This window comes from Rhodonellum sp. (assembly GCF_030656585.1).
GTDB lineage: Bacteria > Bacteroidota > Bacteroidia > Cytophagales > Cyclobacteriaceae > Rhodonellum > Rhodonellum psychrophilum.
Genome location: NZ_JAUSPP010000026.1, coordinates 29,719 through 50,878 on the forward strand (window position 1 = coordinate 29,719; position 21,160 = coordinate 50,878).

Below are 21,160 nucleotides of genomic sequence, written 5' to 3' on the forward strand. Positions count from 1 at the left end.
CCTTAGTCTTTTGCGATTTGAATGGGTGCCTGATGGGCCAGCTGAAGATTGTTGGAAGTGATCACCGTGGCATTAACTTCGATACCGGTGAGGATTTCAACTTCTTTCCCGTTGTCTTTGCCGACTTCCACATAATTCCATTTGGATTCATTTTTTTCGACCGTAAAGACCACTGGTCTCCCCGACCGGTAAACCAAAGCCTGTTTTGGCACTACAATACTGTTATTTTGGGGAGAACGGATGACTGTTCTCGCATTCATCCCTGGTAAAAGCCCAGTGTTGCCGCTGACTTGAATACTGACCTGAACGAGACCATTATCATCCACTTTGGGATTGATGCTGCGGACTGTTCCCAGAATGTCTCCAGCCCCTCCGCTTACAGGGAAAATGGAGGCACTTTGACCAATGGATATCTGACTGATATCCGATTCGAGGACCTTGACTTTTAGCTCCAGCTGATTGACGTTGATGATTTCGAGCAAATCCTCTCCTGAAGAGACCAAACTTCCCTTCTTGATTTTGAGATCTGCTATTCTGCCGGAGATGGAGGCAATGATAACCCCTTTTTGGAGATCCAGTTCCGCCTCTTTCATCTCTATCTCGGAGGTAAACAAACCGCTTTTTGCTTTCAGTTGGTCTTGGATGCGCGCGATTTTTGCTGTATCCCCGGATTCCATGAGGGTTTGAAAACTCAAAATCTCTGACTGGTAATTGGCTTCTGCATTTTTTCTTTGGATTTTGGCTTTCTCGAGATTGAACTGGATATTGGATTCATCCAATCTGGCGAGGATTTTTCCTTTTTCCACAAAATCTCCTTCCTTAACATAAAGCTCGTTCAAAATCCCCTGTCGCTGTACCACTATTTTAACTTGATTGACCGCCTCCAGTTTTCCGGATGCATTAATAAGATAGTCAAAAGATTTTTTTTCAGCAATGGCAATATTCACTAGGGTGGCCGCTACTTCTCCTCGGAAGGATTCTAGGGTTTGGTCCTGACTTTCTGGTTTCTCTTGCTTACAGGAAAGTACAGTCATTAAAAATAAAATGCCAATAAAAAACAATCTGTTTGGATTCATAAGAAATCATGTTAACCTAATCGTTCACTAATAAACTAAATAATTAAATTCCATCAAAAGGAAAATTTGATAAATTTAGGAAATCAATTGAATTCCGGAGTCAAAGCATCCTAATGGTATTTATGATAAAATAAGTGTGATTGGCAAGAAACGGCAATTAACCGAAATTGGAAAACGGGAATTGTCCTCAACAAAATCAAAATTCATTCAATGATGGAAGGGCCTGTGAAATAAAAAGGATCTGCTATCTGCTTTTAGGTTCAACCCCAGAATAACTTCCAATAAGCACTCCATTTGAATTTGGAACAACATTTCAAAAAAATTAAGGCAATCCTTTACCGACAAAGAACAATAACCTCCACCGCCATAACAATCATAAATTTTTGATGAAACTACACAATATACTGTCAATAGGCATTTAGCGATACGCTGAAATCAGCGGGACATTTTAATTGATTTAATTTGGTCTCAATTTAAAAAAAGCATAAAAATAAGTGGCTAGTTATTTTTCACCGAGTAGGACGAAAACAAAAAAGGCAGCCAGATGGCTGCCTTTTTAATTCATGAAATTTAGTATTTATTTTTTGGATAAAGGAAAATAGGCTGATTCCCCTAGTAATTCCTCGATTCTTAGCAATTGATTATACTTTGCCATTCTATCAGATCTTGAGGCTGAACCGGTTTTGATTTGACCACAGTTGGCTGCAACAGCCAAATCAGCAATGGTAGAATCTTCGGTTTCACCAGACCTATGCGACATCACTGTAGTAAAACCAGCTTTGTGAGCAAGGGCAATTGCATTCAGTGTCTCTGTCAAAGTCCCTATTTGGTTCACTTTAATCAGAATAGAGTTTGCTGATTTTTCCTCAATTCCTCTTTGAAGAAATTTCACATTGGTAACAAAAAGATCATCACCTACAATTTGGATTTTGTCTCCGATTTTAGCGGTAAGCATTGCCCAGCCTTTCCAATCTTCCTCAGCAAAACCATCCTCAATAGAATCTATTGGGTATTTCTCAGAAAGTTCTGTCAAATATTCAACTTGCTCTTCCCTAGTTCTGATTTTCCCGGATTCGCCTTCAAATTTTTTATAGTCATACATTCCGTCCTTATAGAACTCAGAAGCAGCACAATCCAATGCAATGGTAACGTCATCACCAGCTTTGTAACCTGCCTTCTGGATTGCATCCAAAATACAACCCAATGCTTCTTCAGTACCACCAGAGAAATTAGGAGCAAAACCTCCCTCATCACCTACGGATGTAATTAGGCCTTTATCATGAAGGATTTTTTTCAGATGATGGAAAATTTCAGCACCCATTCTGATGGCTTCAGAAAAGTTGGGTGCTCCAACAGGACGGATCATGAACTCCTGAAAGGCTATAGGGGCATCAGAATGTGAACCTCCATTGATGATATTCATCATCGGAACGGGGAGTGTATTGGCATTAACACCACCGATATATCTGTAAAGTGGTTGTCCTGACTCCATCGCCGCAGCTTTGGCGACTGCCAAGGAAACTCCTAAAATAGCATTGGCTCCAAGTTTACTTTTGTTTGGAGTTCCATCAAGACCAATCATGATCTGGTCAATCAGGTTTTGCTCAAAAATATCCATGCCTACCAATTCTGGGGCAATAATATCATTCACATTGGAAACCGCTTTTAACACACCTTTGCCAAGGTATTTGCTTTTGTCCCCATCGCGTAGCTCTACTGCTTCATTGACTCCTGTGGAGGCTCCACTAGGTACAGCTGCTCTTCCGAATGCACCAGTTTCGGTGTAAACATCCACTTCCACGGTTGGGTTACCCCTGGAGTCCAAAATTTGTCTTGCATGAATGGATTGAATCAATGTCATAATGTAAAAGGTTTGTTAGGTTTTAATTATTTTGAATTAAAGATATAAAATCATCAAATAAATATCTCGAGTCATGAGGACCGGGAGAAGATTCAGGATGATACTGGACAGAAAAAGCTGGTTTGTCTTTCAATCGGATTCCCGCAACTGTTCCATCATTCAGATGTACGTGTGTAATTTCAATATTTTCGTTTTTTTCAACGTCTTCCCTATTGACCACAAACCCGTGGTTTTGAGAAGTAATTTCACTTTTCCCAGTCACTAGATTTTTGATGGGGTGGTTTAATCCCCTATGGCCATGGTGCATTTTAAAAGTGGAAACACCATTGGCTTCCGCCAATATTTGGTGACCCAAACAAATTCCAAAAAGTGGTTTGCCGGTTTGAAGGATGGATTGCGTAGTTTCCACGGCATATCCCATCACAGCTGGATCTCCAGGTCCATTCGAAAGAAAATAACCATCAGGGTTCCAAGCTTCCATTTCGGTTAGATTGGTTTTGGCCGGAAAAACTTTACAATAGACTCCCCTACTTGCAAGACTCCTCAGTATGTTCTTCTTTATTCCAAAATCTAAACAAGCAACCTTTATATCAGCAGTGTCATCTCCAAAATAGTAAGGTTCGGTAGTGCAAACTTTGGAAGAAAGTTCAAGCCCGTCCATGTTGGGAATTTTCTCAAGCTCGGCTTTCAAACCTTCCAAATCATTTTCAAACTCAGAACTGATTATGGCATTCATTGCCCCTTGCGATCTGATATGTCTTACAAGTTTGCGTGTATCAATATCCGCAATGCCTGAAATACCATGCTTGACAAGGTAGTCTTGTAAGGATCCTGAGGCATCAAGTCTACTGAAAACCTGAGAGAAGTTGTTGACCACAATCCCTGCAATAGATGGGGATTCGGATTCAGATTCGTCATCCATCACACCATAATTCCCTATATGTGATGTGGTGTTGACTATGATTTGACCAGTATACGAGGGATCGGTATAGATTTCTTGATAACCGGTCATTCCGGTATTAAAACAAATTTCACCGCCATTGGTACCAGAATTCCCGATGAGGTTGCCATGAAACACGGTTCCATCTGCCAGGAGTAGAGTTGCTTTTTGTTTGTTCATTTCGAAAATTGGATATTCAAATTTAATGATTTTCTCAGGATATGCCTTGTTAAATTTAAAGGATATAAAAAAAGGGATTGAACTAATGTCCAATCCCTTTATATAAAGAAGCGTTTCGCATAATATTATTCAGCGGATTTATCTTCTTTTTTGTCTTCTGATTCAGTTTCTTCAGCTTTCGGCTCTGCCTTAGCTGCTTTAGGAGTTACCGCAGCAGCTTCTTCTGGTTTGTCAGAACTTCTACGGCTTCTTCTTGTAGTTTTCTTCGCAGGCTTGGCTTCTTTCAACATCAATTCGTTGTAATCTACCAATTCCACGATACACATTTCAGCATTATCACCCAAACGGAAATCCGTTTTGATAATTCTAACATATCCACCCGGTCTATCTCCTACTTTCACAACCACTTCACCAAAAAGTTCTTTAATGGAGTCTTTGTTTTGAAGATAGGAAAAAGCGATACGTCTGTTATGTGTAGTATCTTCTTTAGCTCTTGTAATAAGAGGTTCTACATATTTTCTCAATTCCTTAGCCTTTGCAAGCGTTGTTGAAATACGCTTGTGAAGAATTAGGGAAGTGGCCATATTGGAAAGCATTGCCCTTCTATGGCTAGCTGTCCTACCAAGGTGGTTAAATTTCTTACCGTGTCTCATTTTAATTTATTCTTCATCAAGTTTATACTTAGATAAATCCATGCCGAAGGTCAAGCCTTTTTCTTGAATCAATTGTTCAAGTTCTGCCAAGGATTTTTTTCCGAAATTTCTAAATTTCATCATGTCGGAAATTTCCAATCTGGCTAGGTCGCCTAAGGTTTTTACGTCAGCCGCTTTCAGGCAGTTGAACGCACGAACTGAAAGATCCAAATCACTCAATGAAGTCTTCAAAAGTTTCCTCATGTGAAGAAACTCCTCATCAATTGGTTCCGGTTCAGTAACTCCAGTAGAATCCAAGACCATAGTTTGATCAGAAAACAACATAAAATGTTGTATCAAAATCTTGGCTGCCTCCTGTAGTGCTTTTTCTGGATGTATGGAACCATCCGTATTAACTTCGAGAATTAGTTTTTCAAAATCAGTTTTTTGTTCTACCCTAGTATTTTCAACGCTGTATTTAACGTTTTTAATAGGGGTAAAAATGGCATCAATAGGAATAACACCGAATATTTGATCTTTTGGTTTGGAATCTTCCGCAGGAAGGTATCCTCTGCCTTTTTCTACTGAAAGCTCTATCTCCAAACTTCTTGAATCATCGAGATGGCAAATCACCAACTCAGGGTTCAACACCTCAAACGAAGAGGTAAACTTAGCGATATCTCCAGCAGTGACGATAGACTGATTTTTAATTTCTACAGTAATTTTTCCATCAATAGCCTCATGGACTTTTTTGAATCTTACTTGTTTCAAATTAAGAATAATATCAGTCACGTCTTCCACTACTCCTTCAATGGTGGAAAATTCATGAACCACACCTGGTAATTTAACAGATGTGATGGCATACCCTTCCAATGAAGATAGCAAAATTCTCCTCAAGGCATTACCAATGGTGACCCCATAACCCTTTTCCAATGGCTTGAAGGTAAACAGACCGTGAAAATCATCTGCTTTCTCCATCACCACTTTTTCGGGCATTTGAAATGCTAGTATGGACATATCATTAGTTCTTTTAAAGTCAGAAAGTTTATTATTACTTAGAGTAAAGTTCGACAATCAGTTGTTCCTTAATGTTTTCAGGAATATCATCCCTTGTAGGAACCAAAACAAACTTACCTGTCAAAGAACTATTATCCCACTCTAACCAAGGATAACGATTTGTTCCTTTACCAGACAAACTTGCGGTAATTGCCTCTAGTGATTTAGACCTTTCCCTTACAGATATTGTATCCCCAGGTTTAAGAGTATAAGAAGGAATGTTTACCACCTCTCCGTTCACTAAAATATGCTTGTGACTGACCAATTGTCTCGCACCTCTTCTGGTTGGAGAAATTCCCAATCTGTATACGGTGTTGTCTAATCTAGCCTCCAGCAATTGAAGAAGATTTTCACCTGTGATACCTTGTTTTCTGGAAGCAATACCAAACATCTTAGCGAATTGTCTTTCCAATACGCCGTAAATGTATTTTGCTTTTTGCTTTTCCATCAACTGGATCGCATATTCGGACTGTTTTTTCCTTCTACCTCTCCCATGCATGCCAGGAGGATAATTTTTCTTCTGAAGTACTTTACTTTGTCCTTCAATAGGCTCACCGAATTTTCTGGCAATTTTTGCCTTTGGACCTCTATATCTAGCCATTATTTATCTAAATTAATAAATTAAACTCTTCTACGTTTTGGTGGACGACAACCATTGTGTGGAAGTGGAGTCACATCGACAATCGTAGTTACATCTAAGCCAACATTTTGCAAAGTCCTGATCGCTGACTCTCTGCCAGACCCTGGTCCTTTTACAAAAACCTCAATTTTTCTCAATCCTAAGTCATACGCAACTTGACCACAATTTTGTGCAGCCATTTGTGCAGCGTAAGGTGTGTTCTTTTTTGAACCTCTGAATCCCATTTTACCGGCAGAAGCCCAAGAGATCACCTGACCAGAATTATTGGTAATGGAGATGATGATATTGTTAAAGGAAGCTTTGATATGCACTTGACCTATCGCCTCTACTTTAACTACCCTTTTTTTACCTTTAGCTTTATCGTTTCTTTTCTGAGCCATAATCTAAATCAAGATTTATTTAGTTGCTTTTTTCTTGTTAGCAACAGTTTTTCTCTTACCTTTTCTTGTTCTAGCGTTATTTTTAGTTCCTTGACCCCTTACAGGTAAACCTTTACGGTGTCTCAAACCTCTATAACAACCTATATCCATCAATCTTTTGATGTTCAATTGAATCTCTGATTTCAAAACACCTTCTGTTCTGTATTCTTCAGCAATCAAATTCCTGATAGCGGTAGATTCTTCATCATCCCACTCTCCAGCTTTCTTATCAAAAGAAATCCCTGCTTTCAGCAGGATCGCTTTGGCCGCACTTCTACCAATTCCGAAGATGTAGGTTAAGCCAATTTCACCACGTTTGTTGTCCGGTATGTCAACACCTGCAATTCTTGCCATAATTTTTAACCTTGTCTTTGTTTAAACTTTGGATTCTTTTTGTTGATCACATAAAGCTTTCCATTTCTTCTGACAACCTTACAATCAACACTTCTTTTCTTAATTGATGTCTTTACTTTCATGACAAATTTATTTGTATCGATAAACAATTCTACCTTTTGAAAGATCATAAGGAGACAACTCTAATTTCACTTTGTCACCCGGCAGGATCTTTATGTAATTCATTCTCATTTTACCTGAAATATGTGCAATCAATTGATGACCATTTTCAAGTTCCACTTTAAACATTGCATTAGACAATGCTTCTACTATTGTACCATCTTGTTCAATAGATGTCTGTTTAGCCATACTTAGAATTTATAATTTTCTTCTATATATTGATGTGTGGTCAAAATTTCTGTTCTATCTTGAAATATGGCCACCGTATGCTCAAAATGAGCTGAAGGTTTCTTATCCGCAGTCCGGATGGTCCAACCATCCCGTTCCTGAACAATATTCCTCGAACCCAGATTCACCATCGGTTCAATTGCAATTACCAATCCAGCATCCAAGATAGGTCCACTTCCTTTTTTTCCATAATTTGGAACTTCCGGTGATTCATGAAGACTCTTTCCCAAACCGTGACCGACCAACTCTCTTACAATTGTATAACCTTTCGATTCTACAAACTTTTGTATGGAATGACCGATGTCACCTACCCTGTTGCCGAAAACCGCTTTTTCGATACCTAGATACAACGACTCTTTTGTAGTCTTTAACAATGACAATACTTGTGGGGAAACTTCACCGACAGGGTAAGTATAAGCGCAATCGCTATGAAAACCTTGGTGAAAGACTCCACAATCTATTGAGATTATATCGCCATCTTTCAAAACATATTCGCTAGGAAACCCATGCACAACTACTTCATTTACTGAAATACAAAGTGTCGAAGGGAAACCATTATATCCTTTAAACGAAGGTACACCATTATTGTCTCTGATGTATTCTTCGGCAATTTTATCTAAGAAGGAGGTTTTAACTCCCTCTTTGATATATTTCGCAACTTCTCCGTGAGCTTTACCTAAAATCTTGGCACTTTCCTTGATTAATTGGATCTCTTCAGCAGATTTATAATGAATCATATTAAGCTACTACGTAATCAGTGGGATTATTTTTCATATTCCCGCTTTTCATCATTCCCTCATAATGCCTCATCAACAAATAACTCTCAATCTGTCTTAAGGTATCCATGATTACACCTACCATGATCAGCAATGAAGTCCCACCATAAAATTGAGCAAATTCACCACTGACACCCGCTATAATTGCAAATGCAGGAAGGATCGCGACCAGAGCCAGTAAGATCGACCCAGGAAGGGTGATTTTAGAGATAATATTATCAATGAAATCACCGGTAGGAGCTCCAGGTTTGATACCCGGAACAAAACCACCATTTCGTTTAAGATCTTCTGCTATCTGTTCCGGATTGACCGTGATTGCAGTGTAAAAGAAAGTAAATAAAATGATCATCGTAGCAAACACCAAATTGTATTGCCATGAGGTAAAATCACTAAATGTACTCCCAATGTAATTCGCGATATCATTATCCGCCGACCAAATTTGTGCGACCAAAGCAGGTACAAACATCAGAGATTGGGCAAAGATAATGGGCATTACACCAGAGGCATTCACTTTGATCGGAATGTACTGACGCTGTCCACCGTATACTTTACCACCAACAACCTGTTTTGCATACTGAACTGGGATTCTTCTTACTGCTTCGGTCAAAGCGACAACTCCTACTACTACAAAGAACAGAACAGCTGCTTCAATGATTAACAAAAGAGCTCCAGAAGTACCTTTGGATAGACCTTCTGCTATAATGGCGCCGGGAAACCTTGATATGATCCCAATCATAATCAGCATAGAAATACCGTTTCCGATACCTTTTTCGGTTATTTTTTCACCTAGCCACATACAAAACATTGTGCCTGCAGCGAGTAAAACCAAAGAACTAAACATGAAAAGAGATGTACTTACCATAACAGCACCAGTTGGAAGGATGGTAGCAGTGATGTAACCAACTCCTTGAGCAACCGTGATGACAATGGTCAGAACCCTGGTAATTTGAGTGATCCTCTTCCTACCAGACTCTCCTTCCTTTTGTAACTTTTGAAAATAAGGAACTCCAACAGTTAATAACTGCAACACAATCGAAGCAGATATATAGGGCATAATACCCAGTCCAAAAATGGAAGCGTTACTAAACGCTCCACCAAGGAAAGTATCTATCAGTCCAAAAATTCCTTCGGGAGCATCTCCTAATTTAGAAGGATCTACGCCAGGTAGGACGATAAAAGATCCTAATCTGAATACAATTAGAAAACCTATTGTATTCAAAATACGAATTCTTAGATCTTCAATAGAAAAGATGTTCTTAACTGTTGAAATAAACTTTTTCATTTATTTAAATCTTGTTTACTGTTCCACCTAATTTTTCAATCGCCTCAACTGCTGACGCGGAGAAATAATGGGCACTTACGTTCAATTTTGATGTAAGTTCGCCTCTTCCTAGAACTTTAACAACATCTTTTTTACCGACTAAGCCATTTTCTACCAAAACATCAACTGAAATGGTGTCTAAAGATAGCTTTTCTGATAATTCTTGAAGAACGTTAAGATTAATAACATTGCATTCAACTCTATTGATGCTTTTAAAGCCGAATTTAGGAACACGTCTTTGAAGTGGCATTTGTCCACCTTCAAATCCAAGCTTAGACTTATATCCTGATCTAGATTTGGCTCCTTTGTGGCCTCTTGTAGAGGTACCACCTCTGCCTGAACCTTGACCACGACCGATTCTTTTTCTATTTTTGGTAGATCCTTCGGCTGGTTTTAATGTATGTAGTTTCATGATTAAACTTCCTCCACTTTAACAAGGTGACTTACTTTTCTTACCATACCAGCGATCTGTGGAGTATTTTCAACTTCCACAGTCCTGTTTATTTTACCCAGACCAAGCGCCTTAATGGTGTCTTTTTGATCCTTAGGTCTGTCGATAATACTTCTGAGCTGTGTGATTTTTATCTTAGCCATGTTATTATCCGTTAAAAACTTTAGACATTTTTACACCTCTTTGTTGAGAAACATTGATTGCATCCCTTAATTGAACCAAGGCATCAATAGTCGCTTTCACAACATTGTGTGGATTTGAAGAACCTTTGGATTTAGCCAAAACGTCTGTTACGCCAGCACTTTCCAAAACGGCTCTCATTGCACCACCCGCGATTACACCTGTACCAGGTGCAGCCGGCTTGATCAATACGAATCCGCCTCCAAACTTACCTAATTGCTCATGCGGTATAGTTCCTTTCAAAATCGGAACCTTAACAAGATTCTTCTTCGCGTCTTCTATGCCTTTGGTAATAGCATCAGTGACCTCATTGGCTTTGCCTAAACCATAACCTACAATACCACTTCCATCACCAACAACAACGATCGCAGAGAAGGAAAATCTTCTACCTCCTTTTACTACTTTCGCAACTCGGTTTATAGCTACAACTTTCTCCTTAAGTTCAGTATCAGTTGCCCTTATGGGTTTTCTTTTAATTTGTGACATAATTTCTATTAAAATTTAAGGCCACCTTCTCTTGCACCTTCAGCAAGAGCTTTAACATTCCCATGATAAAGGTAACCACTTCTGTCAAATACAACCTCAGTGACTCCATTCGCAACAGCCTTTTCAGCTATTTTCAACCCAACTTCCTTTGAAATCGAAAGCTTGGTGTTTTGCAAAGATCCAAGTTCTTTGGAAGATGCATACGCAAGGGTGTTACCCTTAAGATCATCGATCAGTTGCGCATATATACCAGTATTGCTTTTGAATACTGATAAACGAGGTCTAGAATCGGTACCGGAGATCTTTCTACGAATACTCTTTTTGATTCTAAGTCTTCTAGAATTCTTATTGAAAGCCATATTAATTATTTTTTACCAGCGGTTTTACCAGCCTTACGTCTAACAATCTCTCCAGCGAATCGAACACCTTTACCTTTGTAAGGCTCGACTTTACGTAACGATCTTATTTTTGCAGCAACTTGACCGATCAATTCTTTGTCTATACCTTCTAAACTTACTGAAGGGTTTTTACCCTTTGGTGTCTCAGTAGACAAGGAAATTGATTCCGGTAGTGCAAAATAGATGCTATGTGAATATCCAAGAGCCAGTTCTAAAACTTGACCTTGATTAGACGCTTTATATCCAACACCTACCAATTCCAATTTCTTCTTGTAACCCTCTGAAACGCCAATGACCATATTATTGATCAAGGAACGATAGAGACCATGAAGAGATTTGTGTCTTTTGGAATCCGTTGGCCTGGTTAAAACAACCTGATTTTCTTCAATTGCTACGATGATATCAGGATTTACATCCTGAGTCAAAGTACCTTTGGGACCTTTAACAGTAACAGTATTGTGTGCTGCCACGTCTACAGTAACACCCGCGGGTATATTTATTGGTTTTTTACCTATTCTGGACATAACGGTTTATTAATAAACGTAACAAAGTACTTCTCCACCTACACCCTCAGTACGGGCTTCCTTATCGGTCATTACACCTTTGGACGTGGAAACGATGGCGACACCCAAGCCATTTATGACTCTGGGTAGTGCGTCATGCTTAACATATTTTCTCAACCCTGGCTTACTAACTCTTGTCAAGTTGACAATGGCGTTTTGCTTAGACGTTGGATTGTATTTCAAAGCTATTTTGATAGTTCCCTGAGGACCATTTTCTTCAAATTTATAGTTTTGGATATATCCTTTGTCATGAAGCACCTTTGTCATCTCTTTTTTGATGTTAGAGGCGGGTATCTCAACGATTCGATGAGAAGCCTTGATGGCATTTCTCAATCTGGTTAGATAATCAGCTATTGGATCAGTCATATTTATATAAGTCTAACTGCGTACCCGTTATGGGCGTGCAAAGTTACACAATGATTTTTAGAATAAAAACTTTTGTCTGATTATTACCAGCTCGATTTCGTAACCCCAGGAATCTTACCAGCAGAAGCCATTTCTCTGAAGGTAACCCTACTGATACCAAACTTTCTCATGTAACCTTTAGGACGACCAGTTAATTTACATCTATTGTGCAGACGCACAGGTGATGAATTTTTTGGCAGCTTATCCAAAGCTTCATAGTTTCCAGCAGCCTTTAACTCTGCTCTTTTCTTGGAGTACTTGGCTACAAGACGTTCTCTTTTTCTCTCACGAGCTTTTAATGACTCTCTTGCCATGATTATTCTGGATTATTTTTGTTGATGAAAGGCATTCCAAAAGCTTTTAACAAGGCAAAGCCTTCTTCGTCTGTGTTGGCTGTAGTCACAAAAGTGATGTCCATACCAGAGATTCTGTTGACTTTTTCAATGCTGATTTCAGGAAAGATAATCTGTTCTGTCACACCGAGAGTGTAATTCCCTCTTCCGTCAAATCCTTTATCGTTGATCCCTTTAAAATCCCTTACACGTGGTAGGGCAACTGAGATCAATCTGTCAAGGAATTCATACATTCTATGACCTCTCAAAGTAACTTTCGCACCGATGGGCATATCCTCTCTCAATTTAAAATTGGAGATTGAGTTTTTCGCTTTTGTAGCTACAGCTTTCTGACCAGTGATCAATGAAAGTTCTTCAACTCCTTGATCTACCAATTTTTTATCTGCTACTGCAGCGCCAATACCTTTATTCAAGACGATTTTCGTCAATTTAGGTACTTGCATTACAGACTGATACTGAAATTTTTCCTTCAAAGAAGGTGCAATTTCTGCGATGAATTTATCTTTAATTCTTGGATTAGCCATTGATTACCTCCCCAGTTTTCTTAGAATACCTAACTAATTTACCATTTTCGCCCGGCTTTCTTCCAGTCCTAGTTGCTTCACCAGTTTTTGGATCTACAAGCATAAGGTTACTTAAATGAATAGCGGCTTCTTTCTTCTCGATTCCACCTTGAGGACTTGTAGCAGTAGGCTTGACGTGTTTGGTGACCATATTGATCCCTTCCACGATAGCTTTCCTTTTTTCTAAGTTCACTGATTGAACTTGTCCCGTTTTTCCATTATCATCACCGGCGATAATTTTTACTGTATCGCCAGTTTTGATATGCAATTTTGGTTGCTTATTGAATTTTCTTTCCATGATTACAATACTTCTGGGGCTAAAGACACAATTTTCATAAACTGCTTTTCTCTCAATTCCCTAGCAACTGGACCAAAGATACGTGTACCTCTAGGCTCGTCATTGTTATTCAAAAGAACTGCTGCATTATCTTCAAATCGGATATATGAACCGTCTTTTCTTCTAATTTCTTTCCTAGTTCTCACGATAACCGCTTTTGAAACGGTACCTTTTTTCATGCTGCTGGAAGAAATAGCTGATTTTACAGTTACTACAACTTTATCACCAATAGAAGCATATCTTTTCTTGGTTCCTCCCAATACACGGATCACAAGCACCTCTTTGGCACCCGAATTATCCGCTACGCTTAGTCTGGATTCTTGTTGTATCATGATTATTTAGCCTTTTCTATTATTTCTACTAATCTCCAACGCTTATTCTTACTCAGCGGACGAGTCTCACTAATCTTTACAAGGTCACCTGGGTGACACTCGTTGTTCTCGTCATGAACCATAAATTTGGTAGTCTTTGCAACAAACTTACCGTAGATAGGGTGTTTTACCCTTCTCTCCACGGCAACAGTAGCGGATTTCTCCATCTTGTTGCTAACTACTTTTCCTATTCTTTCTTTCCGTAGATTTCTCTCAGTAGTAGCCATCTTAATTCTTATTTAGCTAATTGTTTGGCGCTCAAGGTTGTTTTCAATCTTGCGACCAACAACTTTGTCTCTCTTATTTTATTGGGATTCTCTATTGGAGAAATGGCATGGGCAAAACGTAATTTTGTCAAATTGCTTTGCTCAGCTACAATCCGCTCACTGATTTCACTTTCTGAAAGTGATCTGATTTCTGAGTTTTTCATAGTTTCTATTATCCTACGTAGTCTCTACGTACTACAAATCTTGTACTGACGGGAAGCTTCTGTTGAGCCAATCTCAAAGCTTCCTGTGCAGTTTCCATACTGACGCCAGTGGCTTCAAAAAGGATTGTTCCTGGTTTGATAACCGCAACCCAATATTCCGGAGCTCCTTTACCCTTACCCATACGAACCTCTGCAGGTTTTTTGGTGATAGGCTTGTCAGGGAAAATCCTTATCCATACTTGACCTTCTCTTTTCATCGCTCTGGTCATCGCGATACGAGCTGCTTCTATCTGACGGGATGTAATCCAACCAGCTTCAAGGGATTTGACACCAAAGTTGCCGAAAGAAAGCGTATGCCCTCTTTGCGCCAAGCCTTTGACTCTCCCCTTGTGCATTTTTCTATATTTAGTTCTCTTTGGCTGTAACATGATTTCTCACTTAGGGTGAAAATTAGGGGTTTCTCTTTCTTCTTTTTGGGCCGCCTTCTCTTCTCTTATTACCCCTGGTTGCACTGGCTTTTGGATCATTGGTCGCACCTTGGTTTGGAGATAAATCTCGTTTACCATATACTTCACCTTTGAAGATCCAAACTTTGATACCAATGATACCATAGATAGTATGAGCTTCAGAAATAGCATAATCGATATCTGCTCTCAAAGTATGTAGAGGAATTCTACCTTCTTTGTACATTTCAGATCTCGCCATTTCAGCACCTCCCAGTCGTCCGGAAAGTTTCACTTTTATACCTTCAGCACCCACTCTCATGGTAGCTGCGATGGATTGCTTCATCGCTCTTCTAAATGATATACGAGCCTGAAGCTGTTGCGCTATAGATTCGCCTACCAATTTAGCATCCATTTCAGGTCGCTTTATTTCAAATATATTGATTTGAACATCCTTGTTGGTTAGCTTTTTGAGCTCTTCCTTAAGTTTGTCTACTTCAGCACCACCTTTACCAATCACAACACCCGGACGGGCAGTATGGATGGTTAGCGTGATTCTTTTAAGCGTTCTTTCAATGATTATTTTTGAAATACCTCCTTTTGGAATTCTGGCGTTGACATATTTCCTGATTTGCTGATCTTCGTAAAGCTTCTCAGCAAAATCCTTACCACCATACCAATTCGAATCCCAACCTTTGACTATTCCAAGTCTAAAACCAATAGGGTTTACTTTTTGTCCCATAGTCTATTCTTAATTAGAATTTTCTTTTGTTTCTATTGTATCAGCGGTAACAGGAGTCTTGATGTTATCAACAACCAATGTTACATGATTTGATCTTTTACGGATTCTATGTGCTCTACCCTGCGGTGCTGGTCTCAGTCTTTTCAACATACGACCACCATCTACCTGAATAGTTTTGATATATAGATCAGCATCCTCAAGCTTTTCATCAGGATTCTTAGCTTGCCAGTTGGCCACAGCCGAAAGAAGAAGCTTTTCTACTCTAATGGCAGCATGATTGGGTGTGAATTTCAATATGCTCAAGGCATATCCAACCTTTTTGCCTCTGATGAGGTCTACTACCAACCGCATTTTTCGCGGAGAAGTAGGAACGTTATTTAATCTTGCTATCGCTTCCATGATTATCTCTTTCCTTTGTCTTTTTTGGCAACGTGACCTCTAAAGTTCCTTGTTGGTGCAAATTCACCAAGTTTGTGACCGACCATATTGTCCGTTACGAAAACCGGGATAAATTTATTGCCATTATGAACAGCGAAGGTATTGCTTACAAAATCCGGAGAAATCATAGATCTTCTTGACCAAGTCTTGATGACTGATTTTTTTCCAGATTCGTTCATCACATCGACTTTTTTCAATAAGTGATGCTCTATATAAGGACCTTTCTTTAATGAACGTGCCATAATTATTTAGATCGTTTGCTGATAATGAATTTATTTGAATACTTCTTGGGTGATCTGGTTTTCTTTCCTTTGGAAAGTAGACCAGTTCTTGATCTTGGTTGACCACCTGAAGCACGACCTTCACCACCACCCATAGGGTGATCGACAGGGTTCATTGCAACACCCCTTGTTCTTGGTCTTCTTCCCAACCAACGATTTCTACCGGCTTTACCCAATCTCACGTTCATGTGATCTCCATTGGAAACAGTTCCAACAGTTACCATACAAGTACCCAAAATCAACCTCATTTCGCCGGAAGGCAATTTGATGGTGACATATTTACCTTCTCTTGCTACAATTTGACCATAACCACCAGCACTTCTGGCCAAAGCTCCACCTCTACCAGGCTTCAACTCTATGTTGTGGACAATTGTACCCAAAGGAACATTGATTGAATGCATTGCATTTCCAACTTCAGGAGGAGCAATTTCGCCAGATACGATGGTCTGACCAACTTCCAACCCTTCGGGGGCAATGATATATGCTTTTGCACCATCCACATAATACAACAAAGCCAAACGAGCGGTCCTATTTGGATCATACTCTATAGACTTCACTACAGCAGGGATACCGTACTTTGTTCTTTTAAAATCAACGATTCTAAGTCTTCTTTTATGTCCACCGCCCACGTAACGGACGGTCATTTTACCGACATTATTTCTACCACCTGATTTTTTCAAAGGTGCCAATAGAGACTTTTCTGGTTTTGATGCTGTAATCTCATCAAATACCGGAGCAACTCTAAATCTGGTTCCTGGGGTTACAGGTTTTAATTTTTTAACTGCCATGATTCTGATTCAATTAAATTTCTCCGTAAAAATCAATTACTTCACCTTCCGCTACCTGTACAATCGCTTTCTTGAAAGCATTGGTGTAACCGGAAACAACTTTTGCTTTGGTGTATCTTGTCTTATGCTTTGCAGCATAACGCATGGTCCTTACGGCCACTACTTTCACACCAAACATTTTTTCTACGGCATTTTTGATTTCTGGCTTTTTTGCTGTTCTTTCAACCACGAACCCATAGACTCCCTGTTCGTTCATTGCAGAAATCTTTTCCGTAATCAAAGGCTTTTTAAGTATATCCATTTTCTTACTTTAATAAAAGGGTTTCCAACATACTTACAGAATCCTCACAGAGTACAAGCTTATCAGCATGCAATAGTTCGTAAGTATTTACATCATTAACAGTGACAACTTTCGCCTTAGGTACATTCCTGCTTGACAAGTAAACATTCTTGTTTTGTTCCGGAAGAACCAAAAGTGTTTTTTCACCTGATAAAGAAAGACCATTTAATAAAGCAATGTATCCTTTGGTGCTTGGCTTGTCGAATGAAACATTCTCCAAAATCATGACACTATTGTCCTTTGCTTTGTAAGTCAGGGCTGATTTTCTGGCCAACTGCTTCAATTTTTTATTGAGTTTGAAAGAATAATCTCTCGGTCTTGGACCGAAAACTCTTCCTCCTCCTCTAAATATCGGGGATTTGATGGAACCTGCTCTTGCTCCTCCAGTACCTTTCTGCTTTTTGATCTTTTTGGTGGATCCAGCGATTTCGTTACGCTCTTTGGATTTGTGCGTCCCCTGTCTCTGGTTGGCCAAATATTGCTTTACATCAAGGTAGATTGCGTGATCATTGGTTTCGATCGCGAATATATCGTCAGAAAGAGTGATCTTTCTACCTGTGTCTTCACCGTTATGTTTTATTACTGCTAATTCCATTTTCTTACTTCTCTAGAATAACGAAAGAATTTTTTGGACCAGGGACAGAGCCACTTACCAAGATCAAGTTCTTTTCTGGGTAAATTTTAAGTACTCTAAGGTTGATCACCTTTACTCTGTCACCACCAGTTCTACCTGCCATACGCATTCCTTTGAACACTCTGGAAGGCCAAGAACATGCACCAATGGAACCAGGATGTCTCGCTCTGTTGTGCTGACCGTGGGTAGCACCACCTACTCCAGCAAAACCATGACGCTTTACAACACCTTGGAAACCTTTTCCTTTGGAAGTTCCAATCGCATCCAAGAAGTCTCCTTCAATGAATACCTCATCCGCTTTTACGGTTTTCCCAAGATCTACTTGACCTTCGAATTCGATTCTAAAATCTCTGAATTCAACAACCTTCTTTTTTGGCGTAGTACCGGCTTTTTTGAAATGGCCGATCAATGGTCTTGGCGTATTTTTTTCTTTACGCTCACCATAAGCCAACTGAACTGCGTTGTACCCATCTGATTCTACATTTTTTACTTGCGTCACTACGCAAGGACCAGCTTCTATTAGCGTGCATGCGACGTTACGTCCATCGGCACTAAAAATGCTAGTCATTCCTACTTTTCTTCCTATTATTCCAGACATCTTCTGATATATAATACAATTAAACACAAGAGTTTATAAACTTGTGCCCCTTTTTAAGGACTGCAAAGTTAGGAATTTATATCCACGTTACAAACCCCAACTATAATATTTTCAATTATTTACGAAAAAACATTTTAGAATCTCTCCCTTTTTGGGATTTTCAAACTCTTCAATGTTTCAAACTTATACTTTTGGCAAAAGAAAAACCTACACCAAGAGGATGCAGGTTTTTCAATTCCATTAACCAAAAGGATCAGACTTTGATTTCAACGTCCACTCCGCTTGGAAGCTCGATTTTCATCAAGGCATCCACTGTTTTTGAACTGTTGGAATAAATATCCACCAATCTTTTATAGGTACAAAGTTGAAATTGGTCCCTTGCTTTTTTATTCACGTGTGGGGATTTCAAAACTGTAAATTTTTCTTTCTTGGTTGGAAGCGGAATTGGACCAACGACAATCGCGCCAGTTGCTTTTACCGCTTTTACAATCTTCTCTGATGACTTGTCCACCAGGCTATGATCGTAAGATTTCAGTTTTATTCTTATTTTTTGATTCATCTTGGCGTAAATTTAAGATTTCTCTCCTTTAACCTTGGCTATTACACCTTCGGCAATATTATTAGGAATAGGCTCATAATGTGAGAAGGTAAGGGAGGCTGCGGCTCTTCCTGAAGTAATAGTCCTCAAGTCCGTCACGTATCCAAACAATTCGGAAAGTGGCACACTGGCTTTCACCACGGTAGCATTTCCTTTTGTATCCATACCTTTCATCAATCCCCTTCTTCTATTCAAATCACCTGTAACTGGACCGGTGAATTCGTCTGGAGTCACTACCTCAACAGCCATGATTGGCTCCAAAAGTTGTGGCTTACATTTCCTTGCTGCTTCCTTGAAACCAATTCTTGCAGCCAATTCAAATGCAAGTGCATCGGAATCGACGTCGTGGAATGATCCGTGGAACAATCTCACTTTCATGGATTCGATCGGGTATCCTGCAAGAGGACCATTTTTCATAGACTCTTGGAAACCTTTTTGGATAGCCGGGATAAATTCCTTTGGAATAACACCACCAACGATTCCATTCACGAAATCCAATCCGCCTTTGATTTCACCTGTTTCTGGATCTGGATCTTTTGGACCAAGTTCAAAAACGATGTCGGCAAACTTACCTTTACCACCTGTTTGTTTTTTAAACACTTCTTTGTGTTCAACTTTAGCAAACAAAGCTTCTTTATAAGCAACTTGGGGAGCACCTTGATTGATCTCAACCTTAAACTCTCTTCTCATCCTATCGATGATGATCTCGAGGTGAAGTTCACCCATACCCCTAAGGATAGTTTGACCAGTCTCTTGATCTGTATGGACGTGAAGGGTTGGATCCTCTTCCACCAATTTGGCAATCGCCATTCCCAATTTATCAACATCCGCTTGAGTTTTTGGCTCAATTGCATATCCGATAACCGGTTCTGGGAAAGTCATGGTCTCAAGGACGATTTTGTTTTTCTCATCACAAAGGGTATCCCCTGTTTTGATATCCTTAAATCCTACACCGGCACAAATGTCACCAGCTTCAACCCTATCGATTGGGTTTTGCTTGTTGGAGTGCATCTGCATCAGACGGGAAATTCTTTCTTTTTTACTTGTCCTTGTGTTGAATACATAAGAACCAGAGTCCAATGTTCCTGAATATACACGCATAAATGCAAGTCTACCCACGAATGGATCTGTTGCAATTTTAAAGGCCAATGCTGCGAATGGCTCTTTGCTGTCTGGATTTCTGATGATCTCTTCTTCTGTATCCGGATCCAATCCTTTTACTGGAGGAAGATCCATTGGAGAAGGCAAGTAAGCGATAACTGCATCTAGCAAAGCTTGTACACCTTTGTTTTTGAAGGCGGACCCACAAAGTACCGGAGAAAAATCCATGTTGATTACCGCTTTTCTAATAGCAGCCATCATTTCTTCTTTGGTGATTGAGTTTTCGTCTTCGAAGAATTTCTCCATCAAGGCGTCATCATATGCTGCTACTTGCTCAATCAGGTTTTGTCTGTATTCGGCAACAACTTCTTGAAGGTCCTCAGGAATTTCAATAACTTTATAAGTCATCCCCTGATCTTCTTCGTTCCAAACAATTGCTTGGTTGGTAATTAAGTCAACTACACCCTTAAAAGTATCTTCGGCTCCGATTGGGATTTGAAGAGGAACGGGTTTCGCACCTAATTTTTCTTTGATTTCCAATATCGCTTTAAAGAAATCAGCACCTGCTCTGTCCATTTTGTTGACAAAACAGATTCTTGGAACACCATATTTGTCGGCTTGTCTCCAGACCGTTTCGGATTGTGGTTCCACTCCGGATACTGCGCAAAACAATGCAACAGCTCCATCAAGTACTCTCAGAGAACGTTCAACTTCAACAGTAAAGTCAACGTGACCTGGAGTATCGATCAAATTGATCTGATATTCTTTACTGGTAGGAAGCGCAACTCCTTGATCTGTTGGATATTTCCATTTGGTGGTTGTGGCAGCAGAAGTGATGGTAATCCCTCTTTCCTGCTCTTGTTCCATCCAATCCATAGTAGCGGCTCCATCATGGACCTCTCCTATTTTGTGGGATATACCTGTATAATAAAGAATACGTTCTGAAGTGGTGGTCTTTCCGGCATCAATGTGAGCCATGATACCAATATTTCTTAGGAACTTTAAATCTTTAGCCATT

Annotated in this window: 34 protein-coding genes; all 34 read right to left on the reverse strand. The window is 39.6% G+C overall.

The annotated features are described in order from the left end of the window. Positions 1-2: 2 nt before the first annotated feature. The 34 genes from Q7J63_RS05550 to fusA all read right to left on the reverse strand — a co-directional run bounded on the left by Q7J63_RS05550 (position 3) and on the right by fusA (position 21,159). Positions 3-1,076, reverse strand: coding sequence for an efflux RND transporter periplasmic adaptor subunit (locus tag Q7J63_RS05550; RefSeq protein WP_304884607.1), 1,074 nt, complete (start codon positions 1,074-1,076; stop codon positions 3-5). Positions 1,077-1,653: 577 nt separating this feature from the next. After that, positions 1,654-2,937: a phosphopyruvate hydratase gene (gene eno / locus Q7J63_RS05555; protein WP_304884609.1), complete on the reverse strand. Its 1,284-nt coding sequence runs from the start codon at positions 2,935-2,937 to the stop codon at positions 1,654-1,656. 22 nt (positions 2,938-2,959) lie between these two features. Continuing rightward, on the reverse strand, positions 2,960-4,057 hold the full coding sequence (carA, locus tag Q7J63_RS05560) for a glutamine-hydrolyzing carbamoyl-phosphate synthase small subunit (RefSeq protein ID WP_304884611.1): 1,098 nt from the start codon (positions 4,055-4,057) through the stop codon (positions 2,960-2,962). Positions 4,058-4,182: 125 nt separating this feature from the next. Beyond that, the gene (gene rplQ / locus Q7J63_RS05565) at positions 4,183-4,710 is read right to left on the reverse strand and encodes a 50S ribosomal protein L17 (protein WP_019596891.1); all 528 of its coding nucleotides are present in this window, start codon (positions 4,708-4,710) and stop codon (positions 4,183-4,185) included. Positions 4,711-4,716: 6 nt separating this feature from the next. Then, complete coding sequence (locus Q7J63_RS05570) at positions 4,717-5,706, reverse strand: DNA-directed RNA polymerase subunit alpha (protein ID WP_026333519.1); 990 nt, start codon at positions 5,704-5,706, stop codon at positions 4,717-4,719. A gap of 34 nt (positions 5,707-5,740) precedes the next feature. Beyond that, positions 5,741-6,346, reverse strand: a complete 606-nt coding sequence (gene rpsD, locus Q7J63_RS05575; protein WP_019596889.1) for a 30S ribosomal protein S4 — start codon at positions 6,344-6,346, stop codon at positions 5,741-5,743. A 20-nt stretch (positions 6,347-6,366) separates the two neighbouring features. After that, positions 6,367-6,765: a 30S ribosomal protein S11 gene (gene rpsK, locus Q7J63_RS05580; protein WP_019596888.1), complete on the reverse strand. Its 399-nt coding sequence runs from the start codon at positions 6,763-6,765 to the stop codon at positions 6,367-6,369. 15 nt (positions 6,766-6,780) lie between these two features. Then, positions 6,781-7,158: a 30S ribosomal protein S13 gene (gene rpsM / locus Q7J63_RS05585; protein WP_019596887.1), complete on the reverse strand. Its 378-nt coding sequence runs from the start codon at positions 7,156-7,158 to the stop codon at positions 6,781-6,783. 5 nt (positions 7,159-7,163) lie between these two features. Next, a complete protein-coding gene (rpmJ, locus tag Q7J63_RS05590; protein WP_081624975.1) occupies positions 7,164-7,280 on the reverse strand; it encodes a 50S ribosomal protein L36 in 117 nt (38 codons plus the stop codon). Positions 7,281-7,287: 7 nt separating this feature from the next. Continuing rightward, positions 7,288-7,506: a translation initiation factor IF-1 gene (gene infA, locus Q7J63_RS05595; protein ID WP_009034195.1), complete on the reverse strand. Its 219-nt coding sequence runs from the start codon at positions 7,504-7,506 to the stop codon at positions 7,288-7,290. A gap of 2 nt (positions 7,507-7,508) precedes the next feature. Continuing rightward, the gene (gene map / locus Q7J63_RS05600) at positions 7,509-8,282 is read right to left on the reverse strand and encodes a type I methionyl aminopeptidase (RefSeq protein ID WP_019596886.1); all 774 of its coding nucleotides are present in this window, start codon (positions 8,280-8,282) and stop codon (positions 7,509-7,511) included. Between the two features lies 1 nt (position 8,283). Further along, positions 8,284-9,603 carry a preprotein translocase subunit SecY gene (gene secY / locus Q7J63_RS05605; RefSeq protein WP_019596885.1) on the reverse strand — a complete coding sequence of 440 codons (1,320 nt, stop codon included), beginning with the start codon at positions 9,601-9,603 and terminating at the stop codon, positions 8,284-8,286. 4 nt (positions 9,604-9,607) lie between these two features. Beyond that, positions 9,608-10,054, reverse strand: coding sequence for a 50S ribosomal protein L15 (rplO, locus tag Q7J63_RS05610; protein ID WP_019596884.1), 447 nt, complete (start codon positions 10,052-10,054; stop codon positions 9,608-9,610). 2 nt (positions 10,055-10,056) lie between these two features. Then, the gene (rpmD, locus tag Q7J63_RS05615) at positions 10,057-10,236 is read right to left on the reverse strand and encodes a 50S ribosomal protein L30 (protein WP_019596883.1); all 180 of its coding nucleotides are present in this window, start codon (positions 10,234-10,236) and stop codon (positions 10,057-10,059) included. 4 nt (positions 10,237-10,240) lie between these two features. Further along, complete coding sequence (gene rpsE / locus Q7J63_RS05620; RefSeq protein ID WP_019596882.1) at positions 10,241-10,759, reverse strand: 30S ribosomal protein S5; 519 nt, start codon at positions 10,757-10,759, stop codon at positions 10,241-10,243. 8 nt (positions 10,760-10,767) lie between these two features. Further along, positions 10,768-11,118: a 50S ribosomal protein L18 gene (gene rplR, locus Q7J63_RS05625; protein WP_019596881.1), complete on the reverse strand. Its 351-nt coding sequence runs from the start codon at positions 11,116-11,118 to the stop codon at positions 10,768-10,770. 5 nt (positions 11,119-11,123) lie between these two features. Continuing rightward, positions 11,124-11,681 carry a 50S ribosomal protein L6 gene (gene rplF / locus Q7J63_RS05630; RefSeq protein WP_019596880.1) on the reverse strand — a complete coding sequence of 186 codons (558 nt, stop codon included), beginning with the start codon at positions 11,679-11,681 and terminating at the stop codon, positions 11,124-11,126. Between the two features lie 9 nt (positions 11,682-11,690). Continuing rightward, a complete protein-coding gene (rpsH, locus tag Q7J63_RS05635; RefSeq protein ID WP_019596879.1) occupies positions 11,691-12,086 on the reverse strand; it encodes a 30S ribosomal protein S8 in 396 nt (131 codons plus the stop codon). An 83-nt stretch (positions 12,087-12,169) separates the two neighbouring features. After that, positions 12,170-12,439: a 30S ribosomal protein S14 gene (rpsN, locus tag Q7J63_RS05640; RefSeq protein WP_019596878.1), complete on the reverse strand. Its 270-nt coding sequence runs from the start codon at positions 12,437-12,439 to the stop codon at positions 12,170-12,172. Between the two features lie 2 nt (positions 12,440-12,441). Next, complete coding sequence (rplE, locus tag Q7J63_RS05645; protein WP_019596877.1) at positions 12,442-13,002, reverse strand: 50S ribosomal protein L5; 561 nt, start codon at positions 13,000-13,002, stop codon at positions 12,442-12,444. Further along, positions 12,995-13,339 (reverse strand): 50S ribosomal protein L24, encoded by a 345-nt coding sequence (gene rplX, locus Q7J63_RS05650; RefSeq protein ID WP_304884627.1) that lies wholly within the window; start codon positions 13,337-13,339, stop codon positions 12,995-12,997. Before rplX ends, rplE begins: the two co-directional genes overlap by 8 nt. 2 nt (positions 13,340-13,341) lie before the next feature. Continuing rightward, entirely contained in the window at positions 13,342-13,710 is a 369-nt protein-coding gene (gene rplN, locus Q7J63_RS05655) for a 50S ribosomal protein L14 (RefSeq protein ID WP_019596875.1), read from the reverse strand. Positions 13,711-13,712: 2 nt separating this feature from the next. Then, positions 13,713-13,976 (reverse strand): 30S ribosomal protein S17, encoded by a 264-nt coding sequence (gene rpsQ, locus Q7J63_RS05660; RefSeq protein WP_019596874.1) that lies wholly within the window; start codon positions 13,974-13,976, stop codon positions 13,713-13,715. Between the two features lie 8 nt (positions 13,977-13,984). After that, complete coding sequence (rpmC, locus tag Q7J63_RS05665; protein WP_019596873.1) at positions 13,985-14,179, reverse strand: 50S ribosomal protein L29; 195 nt, start codon at positions 14,177-14,179, stop codon at positions 13,985-13,987. Positions 14,180-14,187: 8 nt separating this feature from the next. Beyond that, entirely contained in the window at positions 14,188-14,607 is a 420-nt protein-coding gene (rplP, locus tag Q7J63_RS05670) for a 50S ribosomal protein L16 (RefSeq protein ID WP_019596872.1), read from the reverse strand. A 22-nt stretch (positions 14,608-14,629) separates the two neighbouring features. Then, the gene (rpsC, locus tag Q7J63_RS05675; RefSeq protein WP_019596871.1) at positions 14,630-15,364 is read right to left on the reverse strand and encodes a 30S ribosomal protein S3; all 735 of its coding nucleotides are present in this window, start codon (positions 15,362-15,364) and stop codon (positions 14,630-14,632) included. Positions 15,365-15,373: 9 nt separating this feature from the next. Beyond that, complete coding sequence (rplV, locus tag Q7J63_RS05680; protein WP_019596870.1) at positions 15,374-15,763, reverse strand: 50S ribosomal protein L22; 390 nt, start codon at positions 15,761-15,763, stop codon at positions 15,374-15,376. 2 nt (positions 15,764-15,765) lie between these two features. Then, positions 15,766-16,044 (reverse strand): 30S ribosomal protein S19, encoded by a 279-nt coding sequence (gene rpsS / locus Q7J63_RS05685; RefSeq protein WP_026333518.1) that lies wholly within the window; start codon positions 16,042-16,044, stop codon positions 15,766-15,768. A 2-nt stretch (positions 16,045-16,046) separates the two neighbouring features. Continuing rightward, a complete protein-coding gene (gene rplB / locus Q7J63_RS05690) occupies positions 16,047-16,871 on the reverse strand; it encodes a 50S ribosomal protein L2 (RefSeq protein ID WP_019596868.1) in 825 nt (274 codons plus the stop codon). A 13-nt stretch (positions 16,872-16,884) separates the two neighbouring features. After that, positions 16,885-17,172, reverse strand: coding sequence for a 50S ribosomal protein L23 (rplW, locus tag Q7J63_RS05695; protein WP_019596867.1), 288 nt, complete (start codon positions 17,170-17,172; stop codon positions 16,885-16,887). A gap of 4 nt (positions 17,173-17,176) precedes the next feature. Continuing rightward, on the reverse strand, positions 17,177-17,806 hold the full coding sequence (gene rplD, locus Q7J63_RS05700; RefSeq protein ID WP_019596866.1) for a 50S ribosomal protein L4: 630 nt from the start codon (positions 17,804-17,806) through the stop codon (positions 17,177-17,179). 4 nt (positions 17,807-17,810) lie between these two features. Continuing rightward, positions 17,811-18,443 carry a 50S ribosomal protein L3 gene (gene rplC / locus Q7J63_RS05705; protein WP_019596865.1) on the reverse strand — a complete coding sequence of 211 codons (633 nt, stop codon included), beginning with the start codon at positions 18,441-18,443 and terminating at the stop codon, positions 17,811-17,813. 253 nt (positions 18,444-18,696) lie between these two features. After that, positions 18,697-19,002, reverse strand: coding sequence for a 30S ribosomal protein S10 (gene rpsJ, locus Q7J63_RS05710; RefSeq protein WP_014772294.1), 306 nt, complete (start codon positions 19,000-19,002; stop codon positions 18,697-18,699). A gap of 12 nt (positions 19,003-19,014) precedes the next feature. Then, positions 19,015-21,159 (reverse strand): elongation factor G, encoded by a 2,145-nt coding sequence (fusA, locus tag Q7J63_RS05715; protein WP_304884638.1) that lies wholly within the window; start codon positions 21,157-21,159, stop codon positions 19,015-19,017. Position 21,160 lies beyond the last annotated feature (1 nt).